The 12,793-nt window shown below is 34.7% G+C and carries 15 protein-coding genes; 13 read left to right on the forward strand and 2 right to left on the reverse strand.

The window, feature by feature from the left end; translation table 11 throughout:
• Positions 1-114 precede the first annotated feature (114 nt).
• The gene (locus tag MHI40_RS01415) at positions 115-444 is read left to right on the forward strand and encodes a hypothetical protein (protein WP_340761220.1); all 330 of its coding nucleotides are present in this window, start codon (positions 115-117) and stop codon (positions 442-444) included.
• Between the two features lie 151 nt (positions 445-595).
• Here the strand turns inward: MHI40_RS01415 and MHI40_RS01420 are convergent, their stop codons facing one another.
• Positions 596-1,885: a HAMP domain-containing sensor histidine kinase gene (locus tag MHI40_RS01420; protein ID WP_340761221.1), complete on the reverse strand. Its 1,290-nt coding sequence runs from the start codon at positions 1,883-1,885 to the stop codon at positions 596-598.
• A gap of 59 nt (positions 1,886-1,944) precedes the next feature.
• Positions 1,945-2,967 carry an ATP-binding protein gene (locus MHI40_RS01425; protein WP_340761222.1) on the reverse strand — a complete coding sequence of 341 codons (1,023 nt, stop codon included), beginning with the start codon at positions 2,965-2,967 and terminating at the stop codon, positions 1,945-1,947.
• 459 nt (positions 2,968-3,426) lie between these two features.
• On the opposite strand from MHI40_RS01425, the gene MHI40_RS01430 reads away from it, so the two are divergent.
• From MHI40_RS01430 to MHI40_RS01485, 12 genes are all read left to right on the forward strand, one after another.
• Positions 3,427-4,137, forward strand: coding sequence for a class I SAM-dependent methyltransferase (locus tag MHI40_RS01430; protein WP_340761224.1), 711 nt, complete (start codon positions 3,427-3,429; stop codon positions 4,135-4,137).
• Positions 4,138-4,334: 197 nt separating this feature from the next.
• Positions 4,335-5,312, forward strand: coding sequence for an alpha/beta fold hydrolase (locus tag MHI40_RS01435; RefSeq protein ID WP_340761225.1), 978 nt, complete (start codon positions 4,335-4,337; stop codon positions 5,310-5,312).
• 155 nt (positions 5,313-5,467) lie between these two features.
• Complete coding sequence (locus MHI40_RS01440; RefSeq protein ID WP_340761226.1) at positions 5,468-6,067, forward strand: cupin domain-containing protein; 600 nt, start codon at positions 5,468-5,470, stop codon at positions 6,065-6,067.
• Positions 6,068-6,601: 534 nt separating this feature from the next.
• Positions 6,602-8,128: a T7SS effector LXG polymorphic toxin gene (locus MHI40_RS01445; RefSeq protein ID WP_340761227.1), complete on the forward strand. Its 1,527-nt coding sequence runs from the start codon at positions 6,602-6,604 to the stop codon at positions 8,126-8,128.
• The gene (locus MHI40_RS01450; RefSeq protein ID WP_340761228.1) at positions 8,125-8,691 is read left to right on the forward strand and encodes an imm11 family protein; all 567 of its coding nucleotides are present in this window, start codon (positions 8,125-8,127) and stop codon (positions 8,689-8,691) included. The genes MHI40_RS01445 and MHI40_RS01450 overlap by 4 nt, the downstream gene beginning before the upstream one ends.
• Positions 8,692-8,937: 246 nt before the next feature.
• The gene (locus MHI40_RS01455) at positions 8,938-9,447 is read left to right on the forward strand and encodes an ankyrin repeat domain-containing protein (RefSeq protein ID WP_340761229.1); all 510 of its coding nucleotides are present in this window, start codon (positions 8,938-8,940) and stop codon (positions 9,445-9,447) included.
• A gap of 110 nt (positions 9,448-9,557) precedes the next feature.
• Positions 9,558-9,875 (forward strand): T7SS effector LXG polymorphic toxin, encoded by a 318-nt coding sequence (locus MHI40_RS01460; RefSeq protein ID WP_340764342.1) that lies wholly within the window; start codon positions 9,558-9,560, stop codon positions 9,873-9,875.
• A gap of 199 nt (positions 9,876-10,074) precedes the next feature.
• Positions 10,075-10,254: a hypothetical protein gene (locus MHI40_RS01465; protein WP_340761230.1), complete on the forward strand. Its 180-nt coding sequence runs from the start codon at positions 10,075-10,077 to the stop codon at positions 10,252-10,254.
• Positions 10,255-10,443: 189 nt separating this feature from the next.
• Positions 10,444-10,953 (forward strand): ankyrin repeat domain-containing protein, encoded by a 510-nt coding sequence (locus MHI40_RS01470; protein WP_340761231.1) that lies wholly within the window; start codon positions 10,444-10,446, stop codon positions 10,951-10,953.
• A gap of 284 nt (positions 10,954-11,237) precedes the next feature.
• On the forward strand, positions 11,238-11,369 hold the full coding sequence (locus MHI40_RS01475; RefSeq protein ID WP_340761232.1) for a hypothetical protein: 132 nt from the start codon (positions 11,238-11,240) through the stop codon (positions 11,367-11,369).
• A 130-nt stretch (positions 11,370-11,499) separates the two neighbouring features.
• On the forward strand, positions 11,500-11,925 hold the full coding sequence (locus MHI40_RS01480; RefSeq protein WP_340761233.1) for an SMI1/KNR4 family protein: 426 nt from the start codon (positions 11,500-11,502) through the stop codon (positions 11,923-11,925).
• Positions 11,926-12,467: 542 nt separating this feature from the next.
• Entirely contained in the window at positions 12,468-12,659 is a 192-nt protein-coding gene (locus tag MHI40_RS01485; RefSeq protein WP_340761234.1) for a hypothetical protein, read from the forward strand.
• The last annotated feature ends 134 nt before the right edge of the window (positions 12,660-12,793 follow it).

The following is a 12,793-nucleotide window of genomic DNA, read 5'->3' on the forward strand; positions in this document are numbered from 1 at the left end:
GTTATAAATGATTAAGTGCTGCTAAATTCTGAAGTATTCTCTATATGTTTTACAAATGATATAATTGCTGTCATTAGTAAAGAGTATCAGCTATTCACGCATGGAGGATTTCAAATGATTGAAGTAATAACGGTAGTAAATATGTTGGTAGAAGTAAAAAATACGAAAGATTATGAAAAAAAAGTAGAAAAGATTTTGCAGTCCAAGACTCGGTCGATTCAACATATAGAGACGATTAATATGTCGAAACCAAATGAAAAACTGATCGTAAGCGCTTTGGTGAAGTATAGAGTTCTCATAGAAGAAAGAATGGAAAACAAGTTTTTAGATGATTATGTGGGTCTCGTTCTTCCGATGTTTTATAATCGTTTTAAAGCGATGCCTGTAAGCAATCAAATTTATAAAATTTCAAGGATCAAAAAAGAAAATAGTTATCGGCGTTAATATTTGTTTGCAAATCGGGCTAATCCTTGTAAAAAGAAGTAGCAGAAAAGCAAATAATCTAAATGAGATGAAAATAGTTAAGACCTAATAAAAATAGACTTGTGATTGAAAATGAGACAAGTCTATTTTTAGTATAATTTCTTAGCACTTATCAACTCATAACAAGTTCCTTCTCAGTTTTCTTTGCTTCTAACGAATTAAATAATAAGGAAGGAAATGTAATTTTAAATGTCGTTCCTTTTCCAATTTCACTTTCTACATGAATTGTACCATTCATAGCACGTACGATACTATACACTACCATAATACCGAGACCTGTTCCCTTGCTTCCTTTGGTTGAATAATAAGGTTCACCTAGACGGGTCATTTGTTCAAGTGTCATACCTGAACCAGTATCTTTAATGAGAATGCTTACAGTTGTTGTACGCTCCGTTTCAACCGTTAATATTCCTCCCTCAGGCATTGATTCTATTGCATTTTTCATGATATTTACAAAGCACTGATGAAATTTTTGTTTGTCTCCTTCAATCTCCTCTCCCGGTGAAAAAATAGAAACTATTTTAACCGAATTTCGCTTTGCCAATGGTTGTAGCAATTGAACTACTTGTTCTAGCTCTTCCTGAAGAAGTAGGGGTTCCATCGATTTAATTTCAGGATTAGAGAAATTCAAATAATCTTGAATGACTCTTTCAGCAGATTTCAGTTCGTTTTTAATAATGGAGATGTAGTGGGTATGGTTCTCTTTTGAAATAGCATTACTTTGCAAAAGTTGAACAAAACCAATTGCTGCTGTCAATGGGTTACGAATTTCATGACTAATAGCTGCACCCATTCGTTCAACAGCCTCTATCCTTTTGGATTTTATAGTGCGTTGGCGCAATTGAATAGTCATAATAATTTCTTCAATAATATAAGAAATAATTACGGCTCCAATTGGTTGGATGACTAAGTAAGCAAACAAAACTTCAGCACTACTGTGAGGTAAGTGCCAAATTCCCATCGTAAAAGTTTGGGCAAAACTGAACAGAAAAGTTACGCATCCAGTAAAAAGAATTCGCTGCATGGGAGAGCGTTTTAAAAACCAGGAGGCAATTCGCCAAAAAAGAATGGCTAGTCCTCCATAATAAAGGACAGTCATCCAAAATCCAAAATCAATTCCCAAAAGACCTCTTACGAATACAATGAATGTAGCCAAAAAAGGTCCTATTCCCATATACAAACCACCGATAATGAACGGAACTTTCCGTAAATCAAAAACAACCTCAATACCTTCAATTTCATAAGTAAAAATAAAACAGATTACTAAACTAATTATTAAATAGATGTTGCAAATAGCTTGATCAGACCAATACCTTCTCAGCTTCTCTCCACATAAAAAACCTGAAAGTAGTAATACGATTAACAAGGATAAGTTGAAAAAGAAGTATACTGTTAACTCCAAGGTATTATTCCTCCAATACTATTTATTCCTAAAAGGATTCATCTATATCTTCACTTCATCTAAGTTTTGTTAATCTTAAAATGAAATTGAAAAGTGGTGCCTTTGCCAATCTCACTTTGAACTTCAATTCTCGCTCTCATAGCACGTAATATACTGTAAGCAACCATCATGCTGAGACCAGTTCCCTGGGGTCCCTTCGTAGAATAATGTGGTTCTCCTATACGTTGAATTTGTTCTTTACTCAACCCTGTTCCTGTATCTTGTATAGAAATAATTATCTTGTTCTGAGTAGCCACCGTTTTGATCAATAATGCACCGCCATAAGACATAGATTCAATCGAATTTCTCATAATATTTATAAAACATTGGTGGAATTTCGACTTGTCTCCTTGGATTGTTCCATAGGTAGAAAAGTCAGTTGAAACCTTCACTGAATGATAATTAGCAAGAGGGTGTAGTAATTTTAAAATATGCGTTAGTTCTTCTTGAATATCCAGTTCCTCTACTGATTCAACAACTGGTTTAGAAAAGGTTAAGTAATCTTGTATGATACCTTCTGCAGAATCTAACTCATTTTTTATAATGGAGAGATATTTTGTTCTTCTATTATTATCAAGATAAACTTGATCGAGGAGATCGATAAATCCAATTGCTGTAGTTAATGGATTTCGTATTTCGTGAGATATTGCAGCACCCATTTGTTCGACTGCAGCCAACTTTTCTTCAATTATTAACTGTTGCTGCAACTGCTGATTTTTTTCTCTTATTTCAATGAGAGAAGAAAGCAGGGCAACTCCAAGTGGTGGGACTACTACATAAGCAATGATTATGTCTAGCAATTGGTCGGCAGATACTGTGTATAATGCTATGGTGAGTAGGATACCTACACTTAATAGTAAAGTAATACCGGTGGAAAACAGTATTCGTGTAGTAGAAGTGAGTTTTAAAAACCAAGGAGAAATACGCCATATAAAGAAACTAAACACGCTATAAAATGCAATTGCTATAAAGAATCCAAGGTCTATTCCATGGAATGCACGAAAGAAAATAACCAAAAATCCTAGTATAGGACTGAGCCTCAAATAAAGACCACCCAATAAAAAAGGAATTATCCTCAAATCTAGAACATACTCACTTTGTATGGGATAAGAAAATAGAGAACAAAGTATTAATGAAAGAACAAAGTATAATAAGCCTGTTCGTTTGTGTATATGGATACTACCGACTCTCTTACTTAATAGAAAGAAAGCAAAAAATAGAATCGTTAATAAGGTCAGATTAAATAAAAAGTGTATTGTTATAACTCCCAATATATACCTCTTCTAATAATTTTTATAAATTAATAGTAACTAAAGAATGCAGAATATACAATATACTTAAAAGAATATTCAGACGATTTATAGGGATTTTTGATAAGTATCCCTAACCCTGTGTTTTTTTTCTAAATGCATGGGCTAAATATTGTGTTTTGTTACAAGGAGGTATTCGAAATTATTTGTTGAATACAGGAGGATATATAATACTAACCTTTGAGGTGGGACATGAATAACAGGGTGATAGAAACTTATAACCAACTTGCCAATGATTACGAGCATAATGTGGATAAAGGAAGTCTATTTAATACAGAATATGAACGACCAGCAATGATGAAGTTATTGCCAACTGATTTAAAAAACAAGCAGATTTTGGACGCTGGTTGTGCAGCAGGTTGGTATACAGAGCAATTAGTGAATTTTGGTGCTGAAGTTACAGCGACTGATATTAGTCCAAAAATGGTAGAGGCTACTAAAAGAAGAGTCGGAGAAAACGCAAAGGTATTATGTTTGGATTTAGGAGAAAAACTACCTTTTGAAGATGAAACATTCGATGTGATTATAAGCTCTTTAGTTCTTCATTATATAAAGGATTGGAGCAAAACTTTTAGCGAATTCCAAAGAATATTGAAACCTAATGGGAAATTACTTTATTCCGTACACCACCCATTTATGGATATAAAATTGTCCGTGAATGGTGACTATTTTTCCAAAGAGCTTATTATCGATCAATGGAAGAGAGAAGGAAAGCTAATAGAGGTTCCGTTTTATCGTCGTCCACTAAATGAAATAGTAAATGTAACGGCAGCATATTTTACATTGGAAAAGTTAATCGAACCACAACCTACAAAAGCTTTTGAAGAGAAAAAACCAGAGAAGTATAAAAATCTTAAGAAAAATGCTCACTTTATGATTGTAAAAGCTCGGAAAGAAAATTAGGTAAAAAGAGACAATTAGGAAAATAGACAAAGCTCTACGTTCTTAATTTTATAAAGTGTAAGCGAGGGGAAATCCCTCGTTTTTTTATGTAAAAAGCGTTATTGAAACTAAAAAAGTTATTTATCGTAATATAAAGATAGAAAGATTTTGACATTCCATTATCGAGTACAACTTTATATAAGAAAGCAGTGGAGAAAGTGAAAAAAAAGAGGTTTAAATTTCGGATAATAATTAGAAACTTAATTTTAGGATTAGCTGCACTATTCCTTGTCTGGATTGCTTTCCATCAGGTTATGGTCGCATATGAACAAAAGAAGTATCCAGCATTAGGTGAATTAGTTGAAGTGGATGGAAAAAATATGCATGTGTATACAAAAGGAGAGGGTCCAAATACAATTATTTTGTTGAGTGGTTTAGGTACGACAGCGCCAGTGTTGGATTTTGAACCTTTAATTAACGAGATGTCAAAAAGTAATAAAGTTGTTGTGGTAGAGCCTTTCGGTTATGGCTGGAGCGACCTAACGGATGAGGATCGAAAAGTAGAGAATTTAGTTGAGGAACTACGAACGGCTTTAATAAAATCGAAGATCGAAGGGCCATATATATTGATGCCCCATTCTATTTCTGGAATTTATAGTTTGTATTATGCAAGTAAATATCCAGAGGAAATTAAAGCTATTATAGGAATCGATCCGACGTTACCTAATGCTTTAGAGTATTTTGATGAATCTGTTCCCACAATGCCAAAATATATGAGTTACATAGCCCCTACGGGAATTGCAAGATTGACATTATATTTAAGTTCAGAAGACTTCCTTCCTTTGGCAGACAAAGGTATCTATTCAGAAAAAAATTTAAAAATGACCAAAATTCTTTCTGCTCAGAGGGGGTATAACAAAAATATAGTAAATGAAGCAAATGAAATAAATAACAACATTGGAAAAACACGTAATTTGTCGTTTCCTCCCGATATGCCTGTGATGATTTTCACGACAAACGAAAAAGAAGAGAATGAGGAAGGCAAATCGAATATAACCTTTTATCAGTCGGAAATAGGAAATTCGCCATTACATAAACTTGTTCCTTTAGAAGGGCATCATTATCTGCACTGGACTCAATATCAGCAAATGAGTGAATATGTTAATGAATTTACCGAAGCGTTTGGAAATGATTGAATAAATGCATAGTACCTGTCTTTAAATACAAGAAAGTACATTATTCTATCCAATCTGTGCTGTCTGCCTATTGCACAATAAATAGGCTAATTACATATCATGGAAGGAATGTGATTTGTAAACACATTACAAATGCTAAAAAGGCAGGTCAAGTTATGGATTCTTCTATTGATTACACAGCACCGTCCACACAGTTCGCTTTCGATGTAAATAAAAGCCCCTTCTTTAAAAAAGATAGTTATAACTTTATGAATATTTTAGGTGTTCAACAATTAAATACACTGGTTAATATATCTTTGCTCGATATTTTTCTTAGTGCCAACAATAACATAGAGCCACATTACCATCCGAATGCAGCAGAGTTAGTATACTGTATTTCAGGAGAAATCGTTGTTTCTATACTCAATCCATTTACTAAGCAATATAAACACTACACGATTACACCAGGTCAAGTGGCAAATATCCCACAAGGTTGGTGGCATTACCAAATGGCTACTGAAGATCGAACGCATATATTAGCTATTTTTAATGCTTCCACGCCTGAAGTAATTCTAGGTTCCGATATCTTAAAATTGACACCATCGAATATTATGGCGCATACCTATTGTATGAACGAAAACGAGTGGAAAAAAGCGATAGCTCCAGTTATGCCGTCTACCTATATTGGTCCACCAAAAAACTGCAACAAAACTACAACAGATAATCAGCAATACTATCCAAATCATTTCATCAACCAAAGCTATCCAATGCAATAATTCCACCCTGAAGAGTGTAGGGCACCAGTTACTAAAACAATTCTGTATTGTATTAGAACTGGTGCCTTTCACTATTTGGTGAATTTGAATATATCCTTGGAACAGTAGTGCTAATTTGCGTAGAAGTCATCTCTATTAAAAATAGTACTTCACAAAGTAAACGGAAACCCCTAAAGCAAGTTGAACTTGTTCTCAAGAATTTCTGGCAATTTATAAAGGTATTATTAAACGGTTACTCAAACTAAAAAACGGTAAGCTTTTAAAGCTTAAAATTTCTTCGTAGGTATTTATAAACACTTTTAGAAATTTGATTAAACCCTTAGTTGCATTATGACTGTGGTGTTTACCATCCCTATGAATCATTTTCCCAGTATTATTAAACTCTTCCTTTACCATCCAACTAAAAAATGGAATATTATAACTAATAGGGTAGAGGGGGAGTTTAATGTTTCAGGAAAGGAAGATATCTTTTTTTAGAGTCAACAGTTGCCTCTTACATTCTTTCAATAGGAAAAAAGAATCCAAGGTGTGTCTATGAAAATACTAGACGTAGATTTATTTCAAGATGGTTTAAGACGAAATATTGTAATGTTGGACAGGCTTGAAAGTGAAGTAGAGGCAATTCGTCGTGCTGTAGAAGGATTAGTAGCGATGGAAGACGAACTAAAAGGACAAGGAGGCAGTGCCATTCGTGCTTTCTATGCGGAATGCCATCTGCCATTACTCCAACAATTCCTTGTTTCTGCTGCGGGTTATAAGCAAGTGCTTCAACAAATGGAAAATGCATTATATGCATTAGAACCAGATACGTCTGGTCATATTGTGGAGCAATTTCTAGAAGGGGAGGTAGAGCAGGGACTTACTACAATCGCACAACTGACTGAAAATCTAACGAATGAGTCAAACAGTATTATGGACCAGGTCAGTGATATAGTAGCCCTCCCGCATCTGGATGATAGTGGTGTACAAGAAGGCGTTCTAGATGCAAAAAGAAAACGAGACGATACAGTAAGCAGGCTTCAAGAATTTGATGCAACGCAGACAGCAGCCTTACTACCTTTCGAGCAAGATATGCAGGCAATGGATACGTGGATCCGTAACATGGAAGAGATGTTCACAAGTAATCTAACAGATATTCACTTCCAAACAGATCGATGGGCGGAACTGGTGGCATGTAGTCCCCCATTAACCATTTCCACGCCAACGATTGAAGGAGAAATGTGCCTACGTGAAGAAGAGGAAGAAAAGTCTTTTGTAGATACTGGTTTAGAAGTAGTAGACGGAATTTTAAGTGGTTTATTTGATGTAGGGAAAGATTTTGTTACTGGAATTGTAGATATAGTCCAGGACCCGAAAGCCACACTGGATGCTACGTTAGAGGCAGTTACTAATCCGATAGAGACATATAACACGATAAAGTCGGCCATTACTACTTCCTACGAACGTGATATGGTCAATGGAGATGCCAATTCCCGTGCTCACTGGGTAACCTATGCATTAGGTACGGTTGCCACTTCAGTAGTTGGAACAAAAGGTGTCGGTGCACTTACCAAATCGGGGGTCACGGTCACAAAGGCAGTTGCTCCAAAAGTAGTCGGGGCTGCCAACAATGCCTCGGACTCATTAGCTAATCTATTACCCTACGGACCCCGTACACAGTTTGCGAGCGCAGGTGAAGTTCCTTATAACACAGTGAATGCGGCGGGCTTAAGGGATCAGGTGATTTCTATAGCTAGGGTTGAAAGTGGAGTTAAGGGTACTACTAAACCTTTACAAAATCACCACTACGCAACTAATAAAAGCAAAAAATACACTCCTCAAATGGAGAGTTTAACTAAAAAGTATGGCTTAAATTTAGATGATGGATGGAATAAGGAATTATTACCTCATCAAGGGAGACATCCATATGCATATCATGATTATGTATTAGATAAATTGAGTACTTATGATAGATTAGCTAAAGGAGATAGGGAGAAATTCCTTAAATTGTTTGAAGGGTTAAAGAAGGAAGTAAGGGATAATCCAGATATGCTTTATAAAGAATATTGGAGGTCAAAATGAAATATTTCAAACTAATTTTAGATGACAGCAACGATAATGACGTAGTTGTTCATTGTGAGGATACACATGGATTTGAGCAGTATGAGTTAAAGGAAGGGAATTTTTTAGAGAGTTGGAATGACAATATCACTTTTTATTTTAATCTACATGATGGAAATAGATTTACTGATTATTTAGCAAATAATTTAGGGTGGTTCATTGTATCAAAAAAGTTTAAGGATTTAATAAAAAAAATTGAAGAGGATGTCCAATTTTTACCTGTAAACGTTGTTGATTTTGAAAGTAAATCTAAAATAGTGAATGATGAATATTTTGTTGCAAATGTATTAGGAGTAGTTGATGCATTAAACCTTCAAAACTCTGATTATAGTGTTGTAGATTTAGACGGTGAAAAAATATATTCTGTAAGAAAATATGCAGTTTCGGAAGACAAAATAAATAACAAAAATTTGTTCAAATTAAAAGGAGATGAAATTCCTTTATTCATGTCAGAAAATTTTAAACAATTAGTTGAAAAAAGTAATATTACTGGTTGTGAATTTCTAGAAATAAGAAACATCTGATTTTTGGGGAACCTTAGAGGGATAAGGCACTGACTATACTTTTTGAGTCAGGAATAAAACACCCTACTATGCAACCAATTGACGGTATTGAACCGGCAATTGGTTGTTTAGTTTCGTTCGTTTGAATACGGATATTGTTGTAATAAGAAGTAGATAGTTTTGGAGGTAATCGTGAAAAAATGGTTGAAATGCTTAAGCTATTAGGTGAAGAAGCAGCATAAAATAAAGATACTTTAGGAGGATTCTGTGGATAATAAGGAAAAAGCAAAAAAAATCTATGATTTAATTAAGAATGGTGACTTAGAACTAGTGAAAGAGATAGTTATTACTGATAAAAACTTGCTAGATTTTGTAACCCCTTTTGGAATGTGGCTACATGTTGCAACTAGAGCAGGTAAATTGGATATAATAAAATTTTTAGTTGAATCTGGTATGGATATTAACATAATCGAAGGTGTACCAAAGTCAGCACCTATTGCACATGCAGCTAGTGAAGGTGAAATTAGTATTGTAGAATTCTTATTTGAGAATGGTGCAATATTAGATACTAGTGACCTAAATAGAAATCCTCTTTTCTCAGCGATTTATGGTGGGCACCTCGATATAGTAAAATATCTTGTTCTGAATGGTATTGACATTAACACTAAGTATACAGGGGGTACTATGCAAAATATGGGAGCTTATGAATTTGCTATTGAAAGAGGACAAACAGAAATTGCTGAATATCTTAAGCAAAAGATGAATGAAGAGGAATAATAAAGAGTTATACAAAGAATAAACCTATCCATAAATGAATAGACTCGTTAATTTAAAGTAGTATCAGTAATTTAATAAAATTAGGGTACCAGGTTCTAAAACAATTCTAAATTGTATTAGAACCTGGTACCTTTCATGATTGTGGTGTACAAGAAGGCGTTCTAGATGCAAAAAGAAAACGAGACGATACAGTAAGCAGACTTCAAGAATTTGATGCAACACAGACAGCAGCCTTACTACCTTTCGAGCAAGATATGCAGGCAATGGATACGTGGATCCATAACATGGAAGAGATGTTCACAAGTAATCTCACGGATATTCATTTTCAAACAGATCTTTGGGCGGAGTTGGTGGCATGTAGTCTCCCATTAACCATTTCCACGCCAACGATTGAAGGAGAAGTGTGCCTACGTGAAGAAGAGGAATAAAAGTCGGTTGTAGATACTGGTTTAGAAGTAGTAGATGGAATTTTAAGTGGTTTATTTGATGTAGGGAAAGATTTTGTTACTGGTATTGTGGATATAGTCCAGGACCCGAAAGCCACACTGGATGCTACATTAGGGGCAGTTACTAATCCCGTAGAGACATATAAAACGATAAAGTCGGCTATCACTACTTCCTACGAACTTGATATGGTCAACGGAGATGCCAATTCCCGTGCTCTGGGTAACCTATGCATTAGGCACGGTTGCCACTTCAGTAGTTGGAACAAAAGGTGTCGGTGCACTTACCAAATCAGGGGTCACGGTGACAAAGGCAGTTGCTCCAAAAGTAGTCGGAGCCGCCAAAAGTATGGGGTGGATCTAATAATTGGGAAATAAAACCTTGTTTGGGCACCAAATGCTGTAATAGGGCAACATAGTTTAGATGCTTTAGAAAATGTTGTCAATCAATTGAAAACAGTTGAAATTGAAGGTGGAGACTTTGATGATTTTGTTGAAGTTCTTGAAGAGTTAGGGAATTTAGCAAGTAGAAGGTAACTAAGGAGGAATAGTTTTGGATAAAAAAAGTTCTAACAAAGCAATTAGGAATGCAATAAAACTTGGAGATATTATTGGAGTAAAAAAGTTAATAGGCAGTGATACTGAAGTTTTGAACACTATAACTGCGTTTGGTACATGGTTGCATGTTGCTGCCAAAAATGGACAACTTGAAATAGTCCAATATTTAATTCAAAAAGGTATAGATATTGATGTTAAAGGCGGAACATTCGATGCTTCTGCATTAAATTTAGCGGCTGGTTCAGGTTATATTGAAATAGTAAAGTATCTAATAGAGGCAGGAGCAGAATTAGATGCGACCTTAGCAAAAAGAAATCCATTATTTGGAGCTATTTATGGTGGACATAAAGAAGTAGTTGAGTTTCTAGTCGAAAAAGGAATAGACATTACAATTAGATATACTGGAGAAAATATTAAGAATATGAATGCTTATGAATATGCTAGAGAATTTGGACAAACAGAAATTGCAGAATATCTAAAGCAAAAGATGGATGAAAAAGATTAATGAAGTGTTACAAAGAATAATCGTATTTTTAAATTAATAGGCTCGTTAATTTAAAGTAGAATTAGTAATTTAATAAGATTAGGGTACCAGGTTCTATAACAATTCAAAATTGTATTAGAACCTGGTACTTTTCACTTTAAGTGCAAGAAGGCGTTCTAGATGAAGAAAACGAGACGATACAGTAAGTAGACTTCAAGAATTTGATGCAACACAGACAGCAGCCTTACTACCTTTCGAGCAAGATATGCAGGCAATGGATGGCCTGGATCCGTAACAGGGAAGATATGTTAACAAGTGATCTCACAGATATTCACTTCCAAACAGATCGATGGGCGGAGCTGGTGGCATGTAATCTCTCATTAACCATTTCCAAGCCAACAATTGAAGGAGAAATGTGCCTACGTGAAGAAGAGTAAGAAAAGTCGGTTATAGATACTGTAGATGGAATTTTAAGTGGTTTATTTGATGTAGGGAAAGATTTTGTCGAGGACCCGAAAGCCACACAGGATGCTGCGTGCTAGTGAATAATAGGAGTGAGTTTAATTTATGGATGAAAGAATTATTAAGATGATCGAAAATTATGGTGAAGAAGATGATTTTTTTGGAGAAGTATCAGAAGAATATATTAATAAGGCTGAAGAAAAACTTAGAGTTAAATTTCCTCGAAGTTACCGCGATTTTATAAAAAAATATGGTTCGGGAGGAATATGTGGAGTTGAGCTTGAAGGTGTGCAGGGTAATTTAGGAGCATCTGTAGTTGATGCAACAGAGAGATGGAGAAAATTAGGGTTGGGTATGAACTTAATTGTTTTAGAGGACTCGGGAGAATTTGCTAGATGTATGTATTGTGCAGATATTAATGATGACAGAGTATTTAGTTGGGAAAGGGGGGGGACAGATTTATACCCAAGATATAATGCATTTGATGACTATGTAATCGACATATTTCAAGAAGGAATTGATAACTGGTAAAAAATAATGAGGTTAATCCAGGGGATACTTATGAATCAATTAACGGACCCGTACAAACTCGTAAGTTTAATGCAGTAGTAGTGATGACCGACAACTCTACCAATTGAATATAAAGAGTTTCTCCACATCCAATTGCAGAATGTCCAGGTGATGACCAACTTTGTATCGGTATTAACAACAAAGCATTTGGTAAGATATATTATTGGGATCATAACAAGGAAAAAATACAGGTAAATACAATTGAAGAGATGTGGGAACCTGTAACTTTAATTTATAATACTTTTTTGATTTAATCACGAGTTCTCAAGAGTTAAAAGAAAATAAAAACTTTGATGATTCAACTATTGAAAATATCAAAGTAAGTGAAAAATTTCTTTCGAGAAAAATAATAATTGACGTTTTAGATTGCCTCGAATTGCATTTAGCATTTCGAGGTCATTTTTTTATCAACATTCTGAATTGTATTAGAACTATAATGAGATGTAGTCCGAATAATTTACCGCATAATACACAACCTAACCCTGTGTTTAGGAGGTGAACTTATGACTAATCAAGAAAATAATCAAAATCAAAGAAATAATAAAAGTGTCGCAAAGAGCATCAAAAACACAGCAGGATCTGCATTTGAAACAGTCCATAATGCTTTAGAGGCTACAGAAAATGTTGCAATGAACACTGTTGATGCAACTAATAATGCTGCAAAGAATTTAACAGGTAATAAAAAAAATCGTTAGACTAAAAATTGTGCAATTTACAAGAACAATGTTAGATAAAAACGCCCATTGGGCGTTTTTTATATGGACGATTCAGAAACGTGTAATTAAAATACAATGCCAAAAGAGATGTTAGAGGATTTATATGTTCTACA

This window comes from Psychrobacillus sp. FSL H8-0510 (assembly GCF_038008345.1).
Classification (GTDB): Bacteria; Bacillota; Bacilli; order Bacillales_A; family Planococcaceae; genus Psychrobacillus; species Psychrobacillus psychrotolerans.